This window comes from Pseudomonas sp. R84, assembly GCF_009834515.1.
Lineage (GTDB): Bacteria > Pseudomonadota > Gammaproteobacteria > Pseudomonadales > Pseudomonadaceae > Aquipseudomonas.
In genome coordinates this window covers 3,242,391-3,264,679 of sequence record NZ_CP019426.1, presented here as the reverse complement: position 1 = coordinate 3,264,679, position 22,289 = coordinate 3,242,391, and the positions used below count along the sequence as shown (strand labels likewise).

The 22,289-nt window shown below is 59.1% G+C and carries 20 protein-coding genes; 14 read left to right on the top strand and 6 right to left on the bottom strand.

The window, feature by feature from the left end; genetic code table 11:
• The first annotated feature begins 63 nt into the window (after positions 1-63).
• The 11 genes from PspR84_RS14450 to PspR84_RS14400 all read left to right on the top strand — a co-directional run bounded on the left by PspR84_RS14450 (position 64) and on the right by PspR84_RS14400 (position 12,748).
• Positions 64-1,404 carry a UDP-glucose/GDP-mannose dehydrogenase family protein gene (locus PspR84_RS14450; protein WP_160057795.1) on the top strand — a complete coding sequence of 447 codons (1,341 nt, stop codon included), beginning with the start codon at positions 64-66 and terminating at the stop codon, positions 1,402-1,404.
• Between the two features lie 12 nt (positions 1,405-1,416).
• A complete protein-coding gene (locus PspR84_RS14445; protein ID WP_160057794.1) occupies positions 1,417-2,121 on the top strand; it encodes a WecB/TagA/CpsF family glycosyltransferase in 705 nt (234 codons plus the stop codon).
• A gap of 2 nt (positions 2,122-2,123) precedes the next feature.
• Entirely contained in the window at positions 2,124-3,203 is a 1,080-nt protein-coding gene (locus PspR84_RS14440; protein ID WP_160057793.1) for a glycosyltransferase, read from the top strand.
• The gene (locus PspR84_RS14435; RefSeq protein WP_160057792.1) at positions 3,200-4,312 is read left to right on the top strand and encodes a glycosyltransferase; all 1,113 of its coding nucleotides are present in this window, start codon (positions 3,200-3,202) and stop codon (positions 4,310-4,312) included. Before PspR84_RS14440 ends, PspR84_RS14435 begins: the two co-directional genes overlap by 4 nt.
• Entirely contained in the window at positions 4,309-5,622 is a 1,314-nt protein-coding gene (locus tag PspR84_RS14430) for an O-antigen ligase family protein (protein WP_160057791.1), read from the top strand. Before PspR84_RS14435 ends, PspR84_RS14430 begins: the two co-directional genes overlap by 4 nt.
• Before the next feature lie 17 nt (positions 5,623-5,639).
• Positions 5,640-6,593, top strand: a complete 954-nt coding sequence (locus PspR84_RS14425; protein WP_160057790.1) for a glycosyltransferase family A protein — start codon at positions 5,640-5,642, stop codon at positions 6,591-6,593.
• A gap of 13 nt (positions 6,594-6,606) precedes the next feature.
• Positions 6,607-8,025, top strand: coding sequence for an oligosaccharide flippase family protein (locus PspR84_RS14420; protein ID WP_160057789.1), 1,419 nt, complete (start codon positions 6,607-6,609; stop codon positions 8,023-8,025).
• A gap of 29 nt (positions 8,026-8,054) precedes the next feature.
• Positions 8,055-9,110: a UDP-glucose 4-epimerase GalE gene (gene galE / locus PspR84_RS14415; RefSeq protein WP_160057788.1), complete on the top strand. Its 1,056-nt coding sequence runs from the start codon at positions 8,055-8,057 to the stop codon at positions 9,108-9,110.
• The gene (locus PspR84_RS14410; protein ID WP_160057787.1) at positions 9,107-10,573 is read left to right on the top strand and encodes a family 16 glycosylhydrolase; all 1,467 of its coding nucleotides are present in this window, start codon (positions 9,107-9,109) and stop codon (positions 10,571-10,573) included. The genes galE and PspR84_RS14410 overlap by 4 nt, the downstream gene beginning before the upstream one ends.
• Before the next feature lie 122 nt (positions 10,574-10,695).
• Positions 10,696-11,745, top strand: coding sequence for an acyltransferase (locus PspR84_RS14405; protein WP_160057786.1), 1,050 nt, complete (start codon positions 10,696-10,698; stop codon positions 11,743-11,745).
• A gap of 100 nt (positions 11,746-11,845) precedes the next feature.
• Positions 11,846-12,748: a bestrophin family ion channel gene (locus PspR84_RS14400; RefSeq protein ID WP_160057785.1), complete on the top strand. Its 903-nt coding sequence runs from the start codon at positions 11,846-11,848 to the stop codon at positions 12,746-12,748.
• Positions 12,749-12,791: 43 nt separating this feature from the next.
• Here the strand turns inward: PspR84_RS14400 and PspR84_RS14395 are convergent, their stop codons facing one another.
• Together PspR84_RS14395 and solA are read right to left on the bottom strand one after the other, a co-directional pair.
• On the bottom strand, positions 12,792-13,571 hold the full coding sequence (locus tag PspR84_RS14395; RefSeq protein WP_160057784.1) for a MetQ/NlpA family ABC transporter substrate-binding protein: 780 nt from the start codon (positions 13,569-13,571) through the stop codon (positions 12,792-12,794).
• The gene (gene solA, locus PspR84_RS14390) at positions 13,568-14,746 is read right to left on the bottom strand and encodes an N-methyl-L-tryptophan oxidase (RefSeq protein WP_160057783.1); all 1,179 of its coding nucleotides are present in this window, start codon (positions 14,744-14,746) and stop codon (positions 13,568-13,570) included. The genes PspR84_RS14395 and solA overlap by 4 nt, the downstream gene beginning before the upstream one ends.
• A 373-nt stretch (positions 14,747-15,119) precedes the next feature.
• Between solA and PspR84_RS14385 the strand changes: the two genes are divergently transcribed.
• On the top strand, positions 15,120-17,525 hold the full coding sequence (locus tag PspR84_RS14385; RefSeq protein ID WP_160057782.1) for a glucose/quinate/shikimate family membrane-bound PQQ-dependent dehydrogenase: 2,406 nt from the start codon (positions 15,120-15,122) through the stop codon (positions 17,523-17,525).
• Between the two features lie 86 nt (positions 17,526-17,611).
• The gene (locus PspR84_RS14380) at positions 17,612-18,910 is read left to right on the top strand and encodes a carbohydrate porin (protein WP_160057781.1); all 1,299 of its coding nucleotides are present in this window, start codon (positions 17,612-17,614) and stop codon (positions 18,908-18,910) included.
• Between the two features lie 62 nt (positions 18,911-18,972).
• Here PspR84_RS14380 and PspR84_RS14375 read toward each other — a convergent pair whose 3' ends face one another.
• Both PspR84_RS14375 and PspR84_RS14370 read right to left on the bottom strand, forming a co-directional pair.
• Complete coding sequence (locus tag PspR84_RS14375) at positions 18,973-19,233, bottom strand: hypothetical protein (RefSeq protein ID WP_174244450.1); 261 nt, start codon at positions 19,231-19,233, stop codon at positions 18,973-18,975.
• A 167-nt stretch (positions 19,234-19,400) separates the two neighbouring features.
• The gene (locus tag PspR84_RS14370; protein WP_160057779.1) at positions 19,401-20,048 is read right to left on the bottom strand and encodes a hydrolase; all 648 of its coding nucleotides are present in this window, start codon (positions 20,046-20,048) and stop codon (positions 19,401-19,403) included.
• Between the two features lie 179 nt (positions 20,049-20,227).
• Between PspR84_RS14370 and PspR84_RS14365 the strand changes: the two genes are divergently transcribed.
• A complete protein-coding gene (locus PspR84_RS14365; RefSeq protein ID WP_160057778.1) occupies positions 20,228-21,151 on the top strand; it encodes a LysR family transcriptional regulator in 924 nt (307 codons plus the stop codon).
• Here the strand turns inward: PspR84_RS14365 and PspR84_RS14360 are convergent.
• Entirely contained in the window at positions 21,119-21,277 is a 159-nt protein-coding gene (locus PspR84_RS14360; RefSeq protein WP_160057777.1) for a hypothetical protein, read from the bottom strand. The two genes, PspR84_RS14365 and PspR84_RS14360, sit on opposite strands and share 33 nt — an antisense overlap.
• Before the next feature lie 431 nt (positions 21,278-21,708).
• Complete coding sequence (locus tag PspR84_RS14355) at positions 21,709-22,275, bottom strand: hypothetical protein (RefSeq protein ID WP_160057776.1); 567 nt, start codon at positions 22,273-22,275, stop codon at positions 21,709-21,711.
• Positions 22,276-22,289: the final 14 nt, after the last annotated feature.

Sequence of the window (22,289 nt, the reverse complement as noted above, 5' to 3'; positions counted from 1 at the left end):
CGAGCGCTTGATCCCCGCCCTGCCCCTGCATTGACAACCTTCACCACGATCCGAGGTTTGACCATGAATGTGAGCGTATTCGGTATTGGTTACGTGGGCCTGGTCCAGGGCGCCGCACTGGCCGAGGTCGGGCACAACGTGCTCTGCGTCGATGTCGACGCGGCCCGGGTCGAGGCGCTGAAACAAGGCACGCTGCCGATCTACGAGCCGGGCCTGAAAAGCCTTGTGCGTGACAATTATCAAAGTGGTCGCCTGCGCTTCGGCACCGACCTGGCCGACGCCGTTCAGCATGGCGATGTGCTGTTGATCGCCGTCGGCACACCGCCCGACGAAGACGGTTCGGCCGATCTGCAATACGTGTTGAGCGTGGCGCAGACCATCGCGCTGAACATGGATCGGCATCAGATCATCGTCGACAAATCGACAGTACCGGTCGGCACGGGCGATCAGGTACGTGCGTGTATCGAGCAGGTGCTGGCAGACAATGATCGCCGTCACCTGACGTTCGATGTGGTGTCAAACCCGGAATTTCTCAAGGAAGGCTGCGCGGTCGAAGACTGCATGCGCCCGGACCGGATCATCATCGGCACCGACAGCGCGCATGCCGAAGCGGTCATGCGCGAGCTGTATGAACCGTTCAATCGCAGCCGCGACAAAATCATTGTCATGGACCTTCGCAGCGCTGAGCTGAGCAAGTACGCCGCCAACTGCATGCTGGCGACCAAGATCAGCTTCATGAACGAAATGGCCTGCCTCGCGGAAAAGCTCGGCGCCGACATCGAAAAAGTCCGCCACGGCATCGGCGCCGACCCGCGCATCGGTTACCAGTTTATCTACCCGGGCGTGGGCTACGGCGGCTCGTGCTTTCCCAAAGACGTCAAGGCGCTGATCCACGCCGCGACCGCTGTCGATATCGACGCCCGCCTGCTCAAGGCTGTAGAGGCGCGCAACCAGGACCAGAAAGCCAGTCTGTACAGCAAGATTTTCAATCACTTCGACGGCCATCTGCGCGGCAAGACGTTTGCCCTCTGGGGCTTGAGTTTCAAACCCAATACCGACGACATGCGCGAAGCCCCCAGCCGCGTATTGATGGAAGCCTTGTGGCACGCCGGCGCGAGCGTTCAGGCGTTTGATCCGAAAGCCATGGAAGAGGCCCAGCGCCTGTATGGCGCGCGCGATGACCTGACGTTGGCGGGGACCAAGGAAGCGGCGCTGAAAAATGCCGACGCGTTGATCATCGTCACCGAGTGGCAAGCGTTCCGCGCGCCGGACTTTGACTTGCTCAGCCAGCAGCTCAAACAACCGTTGATTTTCGACGGACGCAATCTGTTCGATCCGCAGCGTTTGAGCAAACGCGGCTTCACCTACATTTCCGTGGGGCGGCCAACCCCTTCAGTCATTTGAAGGAGCCGCGCCATGTTGCAGCTGGAACTGGTCGGGCATTACTCGGCGAAATTACTGGAGGCCAACCAGGCCTATTCCTTTATCAACTTTGCCTCCATCGGCAGCGTTTTCCAGCAGACTCCGGGCAGCGTCGCCTATTTCTGCGACGGCATGCTGATGTCGACCTTCATGTCGCGGGTGACCGGCAGGGCCATTGGCCGGGTCAGCTTCGACTTCACCTCGATCGCCGATCTTGTCCTCGGCAGCGCCGAGCAACTGGGTAAACGCGTGTACTTCGTCGGTGCCCGGCAAGCCGAGCTGGAGCTGTTTATCGTCAAGATCAGGGCGCTTTATCCGCGGCTGATTATCGCCGGTTACCACAACGGCTATTTCGACGCCGTCGAGGCTGAAGATATTCAAGCGGACATCTGTCGCAGCGCCGCCGACATCCTGATTGTTGGCCTCGGCGCCGGGCTGCAAGAACAGTTCGAACAGGATGCCCTGCGCGCAGGCTTTCGCGGTGTTGCCTTCACCTGTGGCGGGTTCATCCGCCAGGAAGCCCTGGCCACGCGGCAATACTACCCGGCGCTGATCAATCGCCTGCACCTGCGCGCGTTCTATCGAATGTACCGCGAGCCGCACACGATCAAACGCTACCTCGTCGATTACCCCAGCAATTTCTTGCACCTGCTGACGATGCTCGCCCGGCACAAAGTCGCCATCAGCGTGGGGGAATGACCATGCACATCCTGTTTATCCTCAAGGATTTCAAGCTGGGCGGTGGCGTCGAGCGCGTTCAGCAACGGCTGTCCGAGCAGTTTCTCAAGGACGGTCGCCGGGTGAGTTTTTTCGTTATCAACGCAGACGTGCCAGATACGCCCGGTGTGCAGCGCTTCAACGGCGGCGGCAGCGGTCTTGTCGGTTTGCTCAAGTCCATCGTTTTGTTGCGCCGGCTCATACAGCGTGAAGGCGTCACACACCTGATCGCCGCCAAGGAGCAGGCCAATCTCTGCACTTGGTTCGCCACCTTGGGCCGTTTGTGCAAAGTCATCTATTGCCGCCACGCGACCCTCGATTGCAGTGAACAGAACACCGGTCCCGCCAGCCTGCGCTTGCTCTACAGCTTGTACCTGTGTGGCAGCGGCAAGGTCGTCACCGTCTCCAATGCCTTGCGCCAGACGCTTATCGAATTGCTGCCCTGGGGTCAGCAGCGCATCCGTTATTGCCCCAATGCGGTGGTCACCGAGCAACTGTTTCAAGCCTCGCAGGCGCCGCTACCCGCCGGAATGCCCGGTGCTTACTGGCTGGGCCTGGGCCGTTTGGTCGAACCGAAAGGTTTTCAGTTGTTGCTCGATGCTTACGCACTGGCATTGCGCAGCGCTGCGCTGCCGGATCTGCTGATCGTCGGCGATGGCCCATTGCGCGACGCACTGACGGCTCAGGCCAGTCGTCTGGGCATCGCCCCGCGAGTGCATTTCACCGGGTTCCTGAGCAACCCCTATCCGCTGCTCCGGCACGCGCAACTGTTCATTTTGAGTTCCGTGCAGGAAGGCATGCCGACGGTGTTGATCGAGGCGCTGGCACTGGGCACGCCGGTGCTGGCCAGCGACTGCGAGACCGGCCCTAGAGAACTGCTGGACAACGGTCGACTGGGCCAACTGGTGAAGGTTAACGACGTACCGGCGCTGGCCGACGGCATGCTGCGCAGCCTGGCACCACGCGATGACGTCGCCTTCAGCGAAACCAGACTCACTGACACCCTGCGTCAGTACACCAGCCAGTACGCGGCGCAGGCGTATTACCAGGTATGGAATCAATGAAAAAACTGCTGATCATCCTGCATGACCTCAGCGCCGGCGGGGCTGAGAAAATGATGGCGCGCCTGGCCGGAGCGCTGGTGGACGCGGGCAATGACGTGACCTTGCTGATGCTCACCGGCGGCGGCATTCACGCCGCGCACCTCGACCCGCGGGTGAAAAAAGTTGAGTTGAATAGTCCGCGCAGCGTCCGTGCAGTGCCGGCACTCACGCGTTTTTTGCGGGCCAATCGCTTTGACGCACAACTGGCGGCCCTCACCCACGTCAACGTGGTGGCGATCGCGGCGTCGATTTTGTCCGGCACGCTGGCACGCCTGCACGTCAGCGAGCGCAATGCCTTTTCCCATGACAAGCACGTCAATCCCGACTTCATGGTGCGCGTCGCGTACCTGCTGGCGCCGCTGCTGTATCGGCTGATTCCCAACCCGGTGATCTGTGTTTCGCGGGGTGTCGCCCAGGACCTGGTCGACACCACCGTCGCCCGCCGCCAGGACGTGACCATTGCCGATAACCCGGTGCTCGACAACGACTTTCGCCAGAAAGCCCCGGGGCTGCCCAGCCACCGCTGGCTGCTGGAAAAGTCCGGCCCGGTGATTGTCGCCGTGGGTCGACTGGCGCCGCAAAAAGGCTTCGACACCTTGATCAGCGCGTTCGCCGCATTAGCGGACAGCAATGCCCGCCTGATCATTTTTGGCGAGGGTGCACTCAGGCCCAATCTGCTGGAGCAGGCGCGCGCACTGGGGGTGGCGGAGCGCTTCGATCTGCCGGGCTATGCCAATGCCCCGTTGGCAGAGGTCGCCGCCGCCGATTGCTTCGTGCTGTCGTCGCGCTTCGAGGGCAGTCCGAACGCGTTGGTAGAGGCGTTATCCACGGGCACGCCAGTGGTGGCTACTCGTTGCCCCCATGGCCCGCAAGACATCCTCATTGGTGGTGTGGTCGCGCCACTGGTAGACGTCGACGATCCGCTCGCCCTGGCTCAGGCGATTGCCCTGCAACTGGCTACACCGCGCAATCTGCAACGTGAATTGCGTCTGGAGGCCGCGGCCCGATTCATCAATGCCAGCGCGGTGCAGACCTATCTCAAAGCGTTGATCGGGAGCCCGTCATCATGAGCACATTGGCGATCAGGTATTCAACATTACGCGACGGCTTCACCTTGTTCGGCATCCTGTTCTACATCCAGGTGATTACCTTTGTCCTCGGCCTGGGCGGCGCCGCCAGCTTCGGCGATATCGATAAAGACCTCGAAGGCAACGTGGCCAATCAGATCTGCGGACTGATCACGCTGCTGGTGCCGTTATTCTTCTTCATCCGCAACAAGGTCTTCCTCAGCAAAACCTTCTATCGCAGCAACTTCTTTCTGTTGCTGTTCATGTTTTCTGTCATCGCCTCGATCGGCTGGTCCCACGACCCGATGCTGAGTTTCAAGCGCTTTATCGCGATGCTCAGCATGGTGTTTTTCGCCGGTTTCATTGCCTACAACTATTCGCTGGAAAAAATCACCTTCATGCTCGGCTGCGCCATCGGCGGGGCGGCGTTGATCGGCTTGATCCTCGCGGTTGTCATGCCTGACGTCGCGTTCCTCTCCGGTGGGATTCGCGACGGCGCCTTCAAAGGGATTTTTGCCGAAAAGAATGCCGGTGCGCGGCTCAACGCGATCGCTATTCTGTTGTTGCTACCGATGATTCCCCGACGCAATCACTGGGCGCTGTTCTGTGCATTCTTTTCGCTGGTCGCGATCCTGCTCGCGCAGTCTGCAACCGGGGTAGCGCTGATTGTTTCAGGCGCGATCAGCTACTGGTACTTCCTGACCTTGATCCGTTTGCGCGTCAACCATTCGCCGCTGATGTTCCTCGGCTGCACCCTCCTCTACCTGCTGGTGTGCCTGTTCCTCTACAGCAACTTCGCGGTGCTGCTGGAAATGGCCGGTCGTGACCCGTCACTGACCGATCGTACCTTGATCTGGGAACTGCTCGGGCCGTTTATCGACGGGCAGTTCCTCAAGGGTTACGGCTTCGGTGCCTTCTGGTCCAGCCCCGATGCCGATGGCTTCATTACCCGTTGGGGTTACATCGGTAACGCCCACAGCGGCTACGTTGAAACCCTGCTCAACGGCGGTGTCATCCAACTGACCGCGCTGGCGCTGATGTTTGGCGAAGCCCTGCTCAAGCAGTACCGCGCCGTGACCGCGAATCAAACGGCGCAGTTTCGCGCCAGTGCCCTGGTGATCATCGGCTTGTTCGCCGTCACCAATTATGTGGCGTACGTGATCCCCAACTATCGCTCCGCCGAGTTTCTGGTGTTCTGCACCCTCGCCCTGTCTTTCCGCCATCACCTCGCGACCTACCCCGCAACCTCACCGGCAACACAGCGTCAGCGTTTGTCTGGCAGAGCACTGCCGCGCGATTCAGCCAACGCGTAACCCAAGGAGAACCACCCGTGCCCAATCAAGCCCTCCCTTCCGTGGATTCAGTGTGCGTCGTCATCCCGATGTACAACGGTGCCGACAGCATCGAGCAGACATTGGCGTCGCTGGTCGGGCAAACCCGCCTGCCGGATCACGTCATCGTTATTGACGATGGCTCCACCGATGACGGACCGCAACGGGTCAGAGACTTTGTCGCGCCGTTTCGCCTGACGCTGCTGCAGCAAGCCAACGAAGGCCAGGCCAGCGCGCGTAATCACGGCATGCGGCACTCGCAAGAAACCTTTGTGGCGATGCTTGATGCCGATGACCAGTGGCACCCGCAAAAGCTTGAGCTGCAACTGGCCCTGTACGAAGAACTCAGTCGTCAGGGCCGGCCGGTGGGGTTGATCGACTGCTACGCGCAGGTCAATTACAGCGACGGCCGGCGGCAGCTGGACAACCGCCGCAAAAGCGGCAGGCACTTCTACGACTTCATCCACGCCAACGTCGTCAATGGCGTCTCCACCGCGCTGGTCAGACGCGAGGTGATCATGCAGCTCGGTGGTTTCGATGCCAGCCTGCGTTACTCCGAAGACCGCTACATGTGGACGCGGATCGCCGAACATTGGGAGGTTCACACAGTGCCGCAGGTACTGCTGGAGCGCACGGTCAACGGCGGCAACATGACCGCGCAACCGAAAAAGTACTACCAGAACAAGATCCATTTTATCGAGGTGTACCTCGCCCGCTACGGCGAGATGCTCAGCCAGCAGCAACGGATCAATTTCGTCCTGAGCAACCACACCGATTTTCTCGAAGCGTTTTCCCGACGCGGCGAGCATGACCAAGTGCTCGGCGTGTACCGGCGAATGCTCGAGTGCTCCTGGCAAGCGCTGATCTTCGCCAACGGCAAAGCGACCTTGCGCTATCTCTATGCGCGCGCCAGAACATGGCGCAAGGCAACGGCGTCAACTCCAGCTCATTGAATCGGTAACCGCCATGGCCAATCACCGTCTGGTGACATTGAGCTGGATCTTCACCGAGAAATTCGGCCTGATCCTGCTGTCGATGATCACCTTTGTCGTCTACGCGAAACTGCTCTCGCCGGCCGAGCTGGGTGTGGGCACGATCATCATTGCCATCGTCGAGCTGATTGGTCTGGTGTACTCATCGGTGCTGGAAGATCCGCTGGTACGCCTTGAACGGCTGGAAGACAAACACATCTGCACGGCTTTCTGGGCCGGGGTGCTCGTCAGTCTGGTGTCGATTGTCATCATCTCGCTCGCGGCATTCCTGTACACGCCCGACCCGCTGCTGCAATGGCTGACGGCAGTGGCCTCGGTGAAAATCCTGTTCACCATGATGGCGCGGGTTTATGTGGCGCAAATGCGCCGTAGCGGCAATTTCAAGATGCTCGCGTCGCGCACGTTACTGGGCAAAGTCGCGGGTGGTGTCGGCGGCATCGCGGTGGCGCTGTGCGGATGGGGTGCGTGGGCAGTGATTGCCCAAGCGCTGATCATGGAATGGGTGTCGATCATTGTCCTGATGGGTGCAGACCGGCGACGCATCGCGTTTGCCATCGACCGGACGGTCTTGCGCGAACTGTTGAAGGCTGGTGCACCGGTTGCAATCAATTCACTCAGTTCACAAACCTTGCAGCGCGGCGTCAACGTGGTGCTGGGGATGACGGCCGGGGCGAATGCGGTCGGCATGTTCAACATGGCGATGCGCATCATCGAACTGCCGCGCACGGCGATTTATAACGGTCTGCTGAGTTATGCGCTGCCGGCGTTCGCCCGGCGCAGTGCAGAACCCAAGCGCCTGCTCGGGATCATTGGCGACTCGACCGCGGTCAGCGGCTTTGTGTTGACGCCGCTGTTCATCGGCCTCGCGCTCACCGCCAACGACCTCATCCTGTTGATCTTCGGCGCCAAGTGGGCTGACGCCATTCCATTGTTGCAAGCGCTGGCTTGCACGGCTGCCATTGGCAACACCGCCATGTACGCCACCACCGCACTGGTGGCGGTCAACCGCAGTCACCTGACGATCAAGGCAGAAGTGCTCACCACTGTTCTGGCTCTCGCGCTGGTCTACAGCCTCGGCAATGTTTATGGCGGCATGGCCGCAGCCGGCGCTCTGCTCGTGCGCATGCTGCTGATCACGCCGCTGCAGATCCGCGGCCTCAACCTGGCCATCGGTTACAGCTGGCGACGGTTTGTCGAGGCCAATTACCGCAGCGTGATTGCCTCACTGGTCATGGCCGCGACCGTGCTGCTGGTGTCACCGCAACTGGGCTTTCAAGGCTACCTGCACCTGATCGGCAACATCGCGCTGGGCGCGCTGAGCTACGCCGTGGCGTACAGCCTGATCCACCCGCACTGGCCGCAGGAATTCAAATCGGTTTTCACCGCCCGCTGATTCAGTCCCTGAGACAGGAAGACCTCACCATGCGCAAAACCACGTTGATTACTGGAGGGGCCGGTTACATCGGCTCGCACACCGCTTTGGCGCTCATCAATGCCGGGCACCGGGTGCTGGTGCTCGATAACCTGTGCAACAGCTGTCAGGAGTGCATCGCGCGCCTTGAGCAACTGACCTTGACCCGGATCGATTTCATCAAGGGCGACATCCGTGACTCCGACCTGCTGGACGACATCTTCCGGCGCTATGACATCAATGCCGTGGTGCATTTTGCCAGCCTCAAATCCGTCGCCGAAAGCGTGCGCAAGCCGCTCGACTACTACGCCAACAACGTGGCCGGTACGCTTGACCTGTGCCGGGCCATGGCGCGCAACAACGTCTTCCGTCTGGTGTTCAGCTCATCGGCCACGGTTTACGGCGAGCCGACCCGTACGCCGATTGCCGAAGACTTCGGCACCGGTAAACCGGTCAATCCCTATGGCCGCACCAAGCTAATGATCGAAGAGTTGCTGACGGATTTGTGCGAGTCCGATCCGCGCTGGAGCATTGGCCTATTGCGCTACTTCAATCCGATTGGCGCCCACGAAAGCGGGATGATCGGTGAAGACCCGCGCGGCCGACCCAACAACCTGCTGCCGTGCCTGACCCAGGTCGCCATTGGCCGGATACCGGAACTCACGGTGTACGGCAGCGACTATCCCACCGTCGACGGCACCTGCGTGCGCGACTACATCCATGTTGTCGACCTTGCCATTGGCCACCTCAAGGCACTGCTGGTGTTGCAGCAGAACCACGGCATCCGTTTCTGGAACCTCGGCACGGGGGTCGGCTACAGCGTGCTGCAGATCATCCACAGTTTCGAGGACATCACCGGCATCAGCATTCCCTACCGCTTTGCACCGCGCCGTGAAGGTGACATTGCCAAGTGCTGGGCCGACCCGGCCAAGGCCGGACGGGAGCTGGGCTGGACCGCGCAACGCGATCTGCCACAGATGATTGTCGATGCCTGGCGCTGGCAGTCGTGTAATCCGCAGGGGTATCAGTCTTCCTTCGAAATTCCAGCGCTGCTTGCGTTCAAATGATGATTAAACGATCGCTGGCGGGACTACTGCTGTGGCTATCACTGGCGTGCAGCGCAGCACCTTCGCCCCCGACTGCCGGGCTGGTGCTGTGGCTGGACGCAGCCGATGCGTCCAGCCTGAGCCTGAATGCGCAGAACCGTGTGCAGCGCTGGGGCGATAAATCCGGCCAGTCCCATGACGCCAGGGTCGACGAAGGTGCCGAACAGCCGCAACGCCTGGAAAATGCCGTGAATGGCCATGCCGTCGTGCGTTTGAGTGGTACTTCGGCGTTTCTGGGCAAAAGCATTCGCAGCGCAAAAGGGCCTGTTACGGTATTGATCGTATCCCGTCGATTGCCCGAACAGGCTGGGGTCGACCCTTGGCAACGGTTGTTCAGTTCACGTGCGCAAACCGCCCACAACGATAATGTGCTGCCCAACTTCGCCATCAGCCTGGCGCAAACCGCCGCGTATGAACCGACGGTTTCCGTCCTGGAACTGCAGGATGTGCCGATCGGCCCGTATGCCGTCGGGCGCAATGCCGTCGGCACGTCGGAAAACTTTCGCGGCGACATCGCTGAGGTGCTGGTTTACGACCGCCCGTTCGCGTCCTTGGCAGAGCGCCAGCAGGCATTTCAATACCTGGCACAAAAATGGTCAGTGGCCGTCCCCAGCCATGCCGATACCTGGACCCGCGTCGGGCCGCTCGGCAAAGTTCCGACGCATCAGCACGCCTATCTGCCGCTGTCCGACCAGGCCAATGCCGGGCGCTGGGCATTCAACACGACGCTGTCTGACGACTTCAACGGCAGCACCCTCGACCCCGCGCGCTGGCACGTCAACAATGCCATCGGCAACGAATCGCTCGGACGCAAACCGGCGCTGTTCACCCCACGCAATGCCAGCGTCAGCAACGGCCATCTGAACATTGTCTTTCGCAAGGAAACCTTGCCGCAGAAGTACGTCGAGCTCGGTTTCAAGGATTACACCTCAGCCATGGTCCGTACCCGTGAACGCGGGTTCTACGGCTACTACGAAGCGCGCGCCAAACCGATGAACTCCGCAGCGTCGAGCGCATTCTGGCTGGCGTGGACGGGCTTCACGGACAACGCCACCGAGATCGACATCTTCGAAATTGGCGGCAAGACCAAGAACGCAGCCTCGGATCGCTCCTACAACATGAACGCCCACTTATGGGCGACGCCACAGAGCAACGAACACATCGCCAACGGCAGCACCTGGACCAGCCCTTGGCGCCTGGCCAGCGACTTTCATGTCTACGGCTTCGACTGGCAGCCCGACACCTTGCGCTGGTACGTCGATGGCGTGCTGGTCAGGGAATCGAAGAACCGCCACTTCTTCTTCCCGATGCAGATCGTCTTTGACAGTGAGGCCATGTGGAAATGGTTCGGCGTGGTCGACGACGCTGACCTGCCGTCCACCTTCGAGGTCGACTACATCCGCATGTGGCAACGCGGTCCATAACCGTCACGCAAAGCCTGGGACAGTCGATGCCCCGTGCATCCATAGCTTTCGCCTTGGGTCGAATTTCACTCGGCAGAGTCGTCAGTTCTCGATCAGCGCTAACACGTCCGGAGCGCCCCTACATGAACAACCGACGACTGAAGGAACTGGACTTGCTGCGCTTTCTGGCAGCGCTCGCCGTGGTGATTTTTCACTACGCGTTTCGCGGCTATGCGCGGGGCGATATGTCAGTCATGCCCTACCCGCTGCTGGCCGAGGTGGCCAAGTACGGTTACCTGGGTGTGGAGCTGTTTTTCATGATCAGCGGATTTGTCATCCTGATGACGGCTTCAAGCAACAATCTGCAAGTGTTTTTCATCTCCCGCGTGGTGCGCCTGTGCCCGGCGTTCTGGGTCTGCTGCACGCTCACCTTTCTGATCACACTGGCCTTCGGTCAGCCGAGGTTCAGCGCGGATCTTTATCAATATCTGATCAATATGACCTTCCTTGGCGACCTGCTCGGCGTCCCGCCCATCGACGGCGTGTACTGGTCGCTGTTTGTAGAAATCAAGTTCTACCTGATGATCTCGATTCTCCTGGCCTTGAAGAAAATAGACAAAATCGAACCCTGCCTCGTGCTCTGGCTACTGGTCTCGGCCACCGCGGAAGTCCTCGCTTTTGAAAAGCTGCGCTCGATATTGATCACCGATTACGCGGCCTATTTCATCGCCGGTGCCACGTTCTACCTGATCTGGGCGAAGGGTATGACAAAACTGCGCATTGCCCTGGTGGCGGGAGCATTGGCCTTGGCCACCTTCACCGCCATTACTTGGGCCGAGTCGATCGAAAGCAAATATGCGACGGAGTACGATCCGTCGATCATCGCCAGCTTCATTATCGTGTTCTTCATGACCTTCCTGTTGATCGCAACCAACAAAACAGCCGCCATCGGGCAATTGAACTGGACGACCTTGGGAGCGCTCACATATCCGCTGTACCTGCTCCATCAAATGATCGGTTTCATCATCTTCAACATGGCCTATCCGACGGTCAATGCGCACCTGCTGCTGTGGGGCACCGTCGTTTTAATGATCGGTGCGTCCTATGTCATTCACGAAAAAATCGAAACGCCGATGGCCAGACTGATGAAGAGGTCCCTGTCATTTTCCTTTAATCGTCTCCGGGCTAATTAACCCGCGGAGACGAAAGCTGAAGCGATTTAGCGAACCTTTCCCGCGAAAACAGCGTCCGAGCTAAGGCGTTAACGCTTACCGCTCACCACGAGGTTTCCGTTTGAAAGCAGCCATCGTCAGAAAATACCGTTTGATCATCAAGACTCTGGGCTATGTCGGCTGGGCGTTGTTCTGGCTGCTGCTCTGGGACATCGCCGTCACCGTCGATTTCATGCTGTTCCTCAACGCCAAGCTGAATCTGCCATTGATGCCCCTGACGTTATTGGGTTCGGCATTGATCGTGCTGATCAGTTTCCGCAACAGCAGCGCTTACAACCGCTGGTGGGAAGCACGCACGTTGTGGGGTTCGATGATCAACAATTCGCGCAGCTTCGCCCGCCAGGTGCTGACGCTGCTGGATGATCCCGATGGCGAGGTCAATCCGGTCAAGTCGACCCTGTTGCGCCGCCACGTCGCCTATGTGAACTGCCTCGCGGCGCATCTGCAAGGTCAGCCTTGCCCTGAGGAAGTTCGGGCGTTTATTCCCGCCGAAGAATTCGCGCGCAGTGGCACGACCAATAACTTTGCCAACGATATCCTCACCGGATCAGCGACTTTGCTTGCGCGCGAATACAAGGCCGGGCGCCTGGACAGCATTCGTCTGGCACGGCTGGAATCGACATTGGTGGATTTGTCCAACAGTCAGGGTGGTATGGAACGGATCGCGAATACGCCGCTGCCCTACCCTTATGTGTATTTCCCACGGCTGTTTATTTCGCTGTTCTGCCTGATCGTCCCCGTCGGCCTGGTGGAATCGTTGGGCTGGTTCACGCCGCTGGCCTCGACCGTGGTGGGTTTTATGCTGCTGGCCATCGAACGCATCGGCACCGATCTGCAAAGCCCGTTTCGCCACAGCGAACACCAGATTCAGATGGAGGCGCTGTGCGAAACCATCGAGAAAAACCTGCAATCGATGCAGCGTGATTCCTTGGGCGATGTGCGCCGGCTTGAAGAGAACGCTTGAAGATGTCGGGAGCCGTCAGCATTTCTGGCGGCTCCCGACTGAGTCAGAACGCCGGCACCACATCGCCGTGATAACGCTCAAGAATGAACTGCTTCACTTGCGGTGAGTTAAGCAGCGCGCCGAGCTTCTGCACGGCCGGGGCGTTGGCCTTGTCGCGACGCACGTACAGGTAATTGGCGTACGGCGACTCCGAACTTTCGATAAACAGCGCGTCTTTGTGCGGCACCAGTTTGGCTTCCAGCGCGTAGTTGGCGTTGATCAACGCCATGTCGACCTGATTCAACACCCTTGGCAGCATCGCCGCTTCGAGTTCCTGGAACTTCAGATGCTTGGGATTGCTGACGATGTCCAGGCGCGTCGCCATGATGTTGTCGGGATCCTTCAGGGTGATCAGGCCTTGCTTGGCGATCAGCAGCAGCGCCCGACCGGAGTTGGTCGGGTCGTTGGGAATGGCGATCGTCGCGCCATCCTTGAGTTCGCTGATGTTGTTGATCTTCTTCGAATAGGCGCCAAACGGTTCGATGTGCACGGCCACAATCGGCACTTGATCGCTGCTCGGCCGGTCTTTTTTGTAGGCCTCGTAATACGGTTTGCTCTGGAAGTAATTGGCGTCGAGCAAGCCTTCATCCGTCTGCCGGTCGGGCTGGATGTAGTCAGAGAAGACTTTGACATCCAGCGTCACCCCTTCCTTGGCCAGCTCCGGTTTCAAGAACTCGAGGATTTCGGCGTGGGGCACAGGCACCACGGCGATTTTCAGGGTTTCGGCATAGGCATTGCCCAGGGCGGCGACCAGCAGTGCTACGGAGAGCGCGACGCGTTTCACGATAGTTTTCCTTCGAAGCGTTTCAGGGAGAAAGAGGACAGATCCAGGTCGCTCGAGCCGCGCATGCACCACTGCGCAAATGCTTCGCCGAGCGCGGCGGAATGCTTGAAACCGTGCCCGGAACAGGCCGAGACGAACAGGGTGTGTTGCAGCGACGGATGCTCATCGATGATGAAATGGCGATCCGGGGTCACGGTGTAGGCGCAAACCGCCGACTTGAGCACTTTCGAGGTCACGCCGGCGATGCGCTCGTGCATCTGGTGCTCGTACATGTCCTGCGCTTCGGCCGCTGAAACCGTACGGTCGATGGCCTGAGGTGACGTTGCGGTGTGGTACTGCGCGGTGGCGATTTTCATGCTGCTTTCGCCGGGTAGCGCGGGAAAGCCGTAGTTGATTTTGTCGTCGCCGCGACCGTGGGTGAAGATGAACGTCGGTGAGTGGCCGACCAGTCCGGCGTTCTCTTCCAGTTCGAACCAGAACAGCTTTTGCCGGTAAACACTCAGCAGATTCTCATACGGTTCACCGAGCAACTCGCCGTTCCAGTTGCCCGCGCTGATCACCAGCTTATTGGCAAACAGCGTGCGCCGGTCCGTGGTGACCGTGACCCCTTCTTCGTTCGAGCTGATAGCGGTAACGGTCTCGCCTTTATAAAGCGTCGCACCGTGTTGCTCGGCCAGTTTGAGCTGCACATCGATGCAGCGTTCCGGGCGCACGAAGCCGCCGCCCGGTTCAAAATAGCCGATGGCTGAGTCGTGCACGTTGGCGAATTGCGGGAAGCGCTGGCGAATCTGTCCGGCGGACAGGACTTCGTGCTCGATGCCGTAAGTCCGCGCCAGGCCGATGGTGCGCAAGGTGAAGTCGGTCTCATCTTGAGGATCGAACTCGGCGCTCGACGTCAGCACCAACAGGCCCGATTGCTCGAACAAAGACTCTCCCGTCAGTGCCTCGAGCTCACGCCAGACGCGATGAGAATTGCGCACGATCGGCACATATTGCGCACCTTCTCCGACCGAAAGCCGAGTGATTCGAGTATCGCCGTGGCTAGAACCGAGGTTGTGCGGCGGATGATGGCGGTCGATGCCGACTACATTCACCCCCGCTTTCGCCAACTGATAAACCGTGGCAGCGCCCATCGCGCCCAAGCCCAGAACCACCACCTCACACCGCTCGGACATAAATAGCTACCTATCAAAAAGGCGCCAGTTGAGCGGTAAACCGTGGCGAATTCCAAGATTAAAAAAGCATATCCATATAGCTCGATGCGTCCTTAGACCGCTCTGGAACGGGCTGACTGGCGGTTATTCGTCGCATTTACAACCCGGTGAAAATGGATTATGCCTGAGGGCGCGGCATCCGATATCTGTCACAACTCACAATCAATCTGACAGAACAGCGATATTTGTGCGCATTTCGACAGACATTTCCACATCTGCGCCCCCCCGCAGCGTGAGTCAAAACCGCGAACTAAGCTTCACGTTGAAATTTGTGATTTAACTAGGTAGTTACCTAACTATATAATGCGCGCCTCATTTCAACGGGACACTCAACGTGAAGCAGAGTCAACGCCTCTCGGGCATATCGAAATTCATTCTGATCGGGCTGGGCGTCGTCATCGCCCTGCTCGGCTTGGCGCTGGCTGCGGGCGGCGTGAAGTTGGTCAGCCTGGGAGGCTCGTGGTACTTCCTGGTGGGTGGCTTGGTCATGGCCGTTTCCGGTCTGCTGATCGCGCGCTTCAAGCTGGCCGGTGCGTGGTTGTTCGCCGCGTTCCTGGTGGGCACCACGATCTGGGCGGTGAGTGATGCCGGCCTGGTGTTCTGGCCGGTGTTCTCGCGCCTGTTCATGTTCAGTGTGATCGGCCTGGTCGTTGCACTGGTCTATCCGCTGCTCAAGCGTGCCAACGGCGGTGTTGCCGGTCGCGGCGCTTACGCCGTGGCTGCGGTGCTGGCGGTCGGCGTGGTTGTAGCGGCCGGCAATATGTTTGTCGCCCACCCGACCGTTGCCGCCACCGGCACCGGCCCGGGCCTGACCCCGGTCGAGCCGGACAAGGCGCAAAAGGACTGGGCGCACTACGGGAATACCGAAGGTGGCAGCCGCTTCGCTGCGCTGGACCAGATCAACCGCACCAACGTCGACAAGCTGAAAGTGGCGTGGACCTACCACACCGGTGACGTCGCCGAGAGCGATGGCAACGGCGCTGAAGATCAGCTGACCCCGCTGCAGGTTGGCAACAAGGTGTTCATCTGCACCCCGCACAACAACCTGATCGCCCTCGATGCCGACACCGGTAAAGAGCTGTGGAAGAACGCAATCAACGCTCAGTCGAAAGTCTGGCAGCGCTGCCGTGGCATGGCCTATTTCGACGCCACCAAAGCGATTGCTCAGCCGAGCAACTCGTCGATCATCGAAGCCAAACCGGCGCCGGCCGCCAATTGCCAGCGTCGCCTGCTGACCAACACCATTGATGCGCGCCTGATCGCGGTCGATGCGGACACCGGCGAGTTCTGCCAGGGTTTCGGCAACAACGGCCAGGTTGATCTGAAGGCCGGTCTGGGTAACGTGCCGGACAGCTACTATCAGTTGTCGTCCGCGCCGTTGATGGCCGGCACCACCGTGGTGGTTGGCGGTCGCGTAGCTGACAACGTGCAGACCGACATGCCGGGTGGCGTGATTCGTGGTTTCGACGTGATCACCGGCGCCATGCGCTGGGCGTTCGACCCGGGCAATCCGCAGGATAAAAACGCACCAGCCGAAGGCAGCACTTATGTGCGCAGCACGCCGAACAGCTGGGCGCCGATGTCCTATGACCCGGCGACCAACACCGTGTTCCTGCCGATGGGCAGTTCGTCGACCGACATTTATGGTGTCGAGCGCAGCAAACTCGATCACACCTACGGTGCTTCGATCCTCGCGCTGGACGCCACCAGCGGTGACGAGCGCTGGGTATTCCAGACCGTGCACAACGATCTCTGGGACTTCGACCTGCCGATGCAGCCGAGCCTGATCGACTTCACCAAAGACGGCAAAAGCATTCCGGCGCTGGTCATCGGCACCAAGGCCGGGCAGATCTACGTGCTCGACCGCGCCACCGGCAAACCGCTGACCGACGTGAAAGAAGTGCCGGTGAAAGCGGCGAACATTCCGAACGAACCGTACTCCCCTACCCAGCCGAAATCGGTGGGCATGCCAGAAATCGGTGCTCAGCACCTGACTGAATCGGACATGTGGGGCGCCACTCCGTACGATCAGTTGCTCTGCCGCATCGACTTCAAAGGCATGCGCTACGACGGCCTGTACACCGCGCCGGGCATGGATAAATCGCTGAGCTTCCCGGGTTCGCTGGGCGGCATGAACTGGGGCAGCATTTCCACTGACCCGGTGCACGGTTTCATCTTCGTCAACGACATGCGTCTGGGTCTGTGGATTCAGATGATTCCGTCGCAGAACAAAGGCCAGGCCGCTGGCGGTGGCGAAGCGCTCAACACCGGCATGGGCGCCGTGCCGCTGAAAGGCACGCCTTACGCGGTGAACAAAAACCGCTTCCTGTCGGTAGCCGGCATTCCTTGCCAGGCACCACCGTTCGGCACGCTGACCGCGATCGACATGAAGACCCAGAAAATCGCCTGGCAGGTTCCGGTCGGTACCGTTGAAGACACCGGTCCACTGGGCATCCGCATGCACCTGCCGATCAAGATCGGTCTGCCAACCCTCGGCGGCACCCTGTCGACCCAAGGTGGTTTGATCTTCATCGCCGGCACCCAGGACTTCTACCTGCGCGCGTTCAACAGCGGCAACGGTGACGAAGTCTGGAAAGCACGTCTGCCAGTCGGCAGTCAGGGCGGCCCGATGACCTATGTTTCGCCGAAAACCGGCAAGCAATACATCGTCATCACCGCCGGCGGCGCGCGTCAGTCGACCGATCGCGGCGACTACGTGATGGCTTACGCCCTGCCGTAAATCACGGTGTCCACGTAAAGCGCGGCACCTTCGGGTGCCGCGCTGCTTTCCCCCCTATTGCTCATGTTTTCTGCAGGAAGATTTACATGCTATCGGCTGTTGGTTTTTCCCGTTCCGACCTGTTCAAAGGCCTGTTGCTGGGCGTCGCGTGCACCACCACCCTCCCCGCGTTGGCCGACAACGATTCCGATCTGTTGACCCGCAGCACCCTCACCGGTGACTGGGGTGGCTTGCGTCACCAGATGGATGAACAAGGCATCAAGTTCACCGGCGATTACAGCGGTGAAATGGCATACAACGCCGACGGCGGCCTGCATCGCTCGGCGCGCTACTCGCAAAACATCAAACTCGGCGTGCAGTTCGACCTGAGCAAACTGTACGGCGTCGACAATGCCGGCAAAGTCCAGTTGACCATCAACGACCGTCGCGGCAACAGCGCCTCGGAAGACCTTGTCGGCAACCGCTTGCCGATCCAGGAAAACTACGGTGGCCTGTACACGCGCCTGACCGAGTTGAGCTACGAGCGCAGCGTGTTTACCCCGGCGCTCAATGTGAAACTCGGTTACATGGCCATGGGCAACGACCTCGGCGGCCTCGACAGCGGCATTCTGTGCAACTTCATGAACGCCGGTTTCTGCGGCCATCCGCTGAACATGTCCGGCGGCAGCGGCTGGACCAACTACCCCAATGCCCATTTGGGCGTGCGGGTGAAATACGATCTGTCGTCCTCGTGGCAACTGCGCGTGGCCGCATTCAACGTCGACCCGCAAAGCAACGGCAACTCCAGCCGCGCCTGGCACCTTGGCCCGAAACACACCACTGGCACCGTGGTGCCGATCGAGCTGGTGTACAAACATGCGGGTGAATTGCCCGGCGAATACAAGCTCGGTTACTACTACGACAGCTCTGATGTAAAACGCATCGGCAGCGATAAAGAAGTGTCCGGTCGCGGCGGTCATTACCTGCTGATCGATCAGGCCGTCTGGAACTCGCCAACGTCCGAAGGCCGCAGCCTGCATGCCTTCGGTCAGTACTCGGCGGCCAGCGAAGCGGCTTCGCCGTTCAGCAAGTGGTACGGCACTGGCGTGGTTCTGTACAAACCGTTCGAAGGTCGTCCGCGTGACACCGTAGCGCTGGGTTATGGTCGCGCCGTACCGAACCCGCGCAGCCGCGACGTGCTGCAGGACGCCGCATTGAACAATGGCACGGCATTCCCGAACCTGGACAGCGCCGAGCAATTGATCGAACTCGGCTACGGTTATCAGGCCACGCCTTGGCTGACCCTGCGGCCGAATCTGCAGTACATCATCGAGCCGGGCGCGTTCTCCGGGCAGGACATCGACAATGCGCTGGTGTTTGGTTTGCAGGTCAAAGCGGCGCTCTGATCTGCAAATAGCAGGCAATAAAAAACCCGGTTTGAATGCCGGGTTTTTTATTGCCTTCAAGATCACTTTTTCTTTTTAGCCGGCTTGTCAGCCTTCTTTGAATCCTTGGCCTTCTCAGGCTTGCTATCGGCTTTCTTGGCAGACTTCTTCGGCTCGGCATCTTTCTTCTTGTCTTTCTTGTCCTTGTCGGAGGACTTTGAAAGCGCCGAAGCCGCTGCTGATTTCTTCTCAGGCGATGACTTTTTGTCCTTCAAATCCTTGCTGGCTTTCGAAGCGTCACCTTTGTCTTTGCTTTTCTTTTTGTCTTTAGCCACGTTGACCACCTCTCGGAGTGTGCCGTGACTGACACAGGGCCTGTGCGATTGACCACAAGCTAATCATTAGGCGAGCAGGCCTCGGAGCGGTTCAGATTATTTTGCGGCATTAGAAACAAGCTAAATGAAGGCCGCGCCAGCTGTCGCCAGCGCCACCTTCAACAACAGCCCGTTAATCAGGCCTTGTTGCCCGCCGCCTCCAGCGCCTTTTCAGCGTTGAAGCCGTCGAAGTTTTCGAACACGCCCATGAAACCTGGCACGGTTACCTCTCGCGCCCAGTCGCGTTGCAGTTCGCAGTACATTTGCACGCGGCTGATGAGCTTCGCACCCGCCTGCTCCATTCGGCGCAACGCCGCGTCGTGCGCAGCGAGCGACGTGCCTCCCACCGCATCGACCGGCACGTAAACCTCATAGCCTTCCTGGATCGCATCGAGCACCGGGAAGGTCAGGCACGCTTCGGTCCACAGCGCGGTCATAATCAGTTTCTTGCGCCCGAGCGCCTTGACCGCTTGCTTGAACTCGGTGTCCTCCCAACTGTTGATCGATGTGCGGTCATAGGTCGGCAGATGACCGAGCACCGCTTGCAACTCTTGAATCGGTGGTTTGTTGCGGCCGGTCGCGACATTGACGGTCGAGTGGATGATCGGCAGGTTGTAGTTGAGCGCCGCCTTCGCAACACTGGTGATATTGAAGACCAGTTCATCCCGTGGCATCGAGCGGATCGAGGACACCTGAACCGGTTGATAGTCGATGATGATCAACGCTGAATTGTCGGGCGTCAGCAGTTGATCGGTGTGGGGGTTGCGGATTGTTTCGCTTGCCATTTGCAGGTCCTTTTGTATGGGTAACGCACGTCGGTGCAGCGGCCGTGGCCCGTGCGGCTGATGGGTTCCAGAACACTGGCGTGTGACGCCGCGGCTGGAAAAGCCATTGTGCTGTTCCCCTATTCGCTGCAGTAGTAGCATCCCGAGGCGAACTGTGTCGCGCCAAGGGGAACGCGAAAATGGATATCGAAGAACTGCAAACCTTTGTCGAAGTGGCGGATGCCGGGGGTATTTCACAGGCTGCGCTGCGGCTCGGGGTTTCGAAATCAATCGTCAGCCGCCGGCTGGCCCGGCTTGAAGCAGAACTGGGCGTGCAACTGCTGGCACGCTCGACGCGCGGGGCATCACTCACCGAGGCCGGCGCGACGTTCCGCGATTACGCCGCCCGAGTCTGCAGCGAAATCGACATCGCCAAGGAAACCATCTTGCCCGCCGGCGCCCTTCGCGGTCGCTTGCGCGTAGCAGTGCCGTTGTCGTTCGGGCCGACACACTTCGCCCCGGTGCTGGCGGAAATGGCGCGCCGTCACCCTCAATTGCACATGCAGACCTGCTACAGCGATCGCTTCGTTGACCTGATTACCGAGGGCTACGATTGCGCCATTCGCGTGGGTTATCTGCAGGACTCCAACTTGATCGCAAGACGTATCGGCCCGGTCTTCACCAAGCTCGTCGCAAGCCCCGACTACATCAAAGCGCACGGCGCCCCCGAAACCCCGGACGAACTGCACGCCCATCAGGCACTCATGCAAGGCACCGAAGCCTGGCAATTCATGGAGGCTGACAAGATCATCACGGTTCGCCCGCAAGGACGCTTCAAGGCTGACAACGGCACTGCCCTCGCCGCAGCCGCGACTGCCGGCCTCGGCGTCGCCTACTTGCCCGATTGCCTCACCCACGAACACATCGCCTCGGGTGCACTCGTACCGATCATGACCAACCATCCACCGCCCCCGGCCGGTGCCTACATCCTCCGCGCGCCAGGCCCGCATCCCGCGCGCAAGATCCGCGTGCTCACGGATCTGCTGATCGAGTACTTCGGCGAATCCCCGCACCTCGCGGTGCAGCCGCTGTCACAGCACGATGAAGCGCAGGCGTTTAGCTGAGGAAGAATCAATGCTGAAGCCATCAAAGGAGAAGTGAGGTGCCGCAATGGCCACTTTCAGCGGATCAAACTCTTGTTCCGTTTTGATAAAAGTGGTCAACGCAATAGGCTCTTCCTTTGAGTGCATGTTGTTTGCAGTCCTTCGCCAGGCAAGAAGACGTATCCAGACCGCCATGATTCTCGACGATGCGTAGCTTTATCAAGGATTCCATATCAACTGATTCCCAGCCTTCGGGCGAGTCCAACTTGCGGGCGTACAGGGTTTGATACTTATCCCACTCATCGGTGCGCCAAAGCTGCCCACACTCGGGGCATTGCAATAGTTTGACCCAGTCCGCCGTTGCAAGGCAGCGCATTCCTGCGACAAACGCCGTGTAATGCTGACCAATCTCTACCAGATCGCTTCTGCCACTGCAGGTACAATGCACTGTTTAACTCCTGATCTTCTTGCTTCTACTCGCTGTAGGGCAAACCTCGGCTTCTGCCCGAACCCCTTGCTTAAGGCGTTCTCTGCGCATTATCGAAGCGGCGATCGAAAGCGTTATCCCTATAGTCGCTTTACTTCTGGAAAAATGTATAGCCGACGATGTAGCTACCTATTTTGTTTGCTCGGGCCCTCACCCACACAGCATTCGTGCCTTGTTTTATTTTTTCATTCAAGTCCGCTTTATTCGTACAAAGCTTAATTTTTCGGTGCGTGCGTGAATCTACGATCCATAATCCTGCCTCGCAATGACCGAACCTTGAAGAGGAAGGGCCAGGATAGGTTATTTCATAGGCGGATTCATATTCAATGATCTCGCCAGGCATAAGGTAGGCGGCGGCATCATAACTATTTACAGATAAAATCAAACCTAAGCAAAACCAACCAATAAAAGAATCGAAAACTTTTCTTGCGGTGTTACCGTCAGGGCGCCTGTGCATTGTTCGACCCGCCGCAACAAGTCCAGCAATAGCGCTTATCAGCAAATACGTCTGCCACTCGGGGACTTCAGGCATTAAAACTGTTCGCGCTGAAATGCCGACAGACCAAAACGCATAACTAAGCCATGCACCAAAAAGCAAAGTCACTATAATTTTAACGACTATTCTTTTCGATTTTTTCTCAGGCGAGCTTAGTTTCATCTATGTCTGCTCTG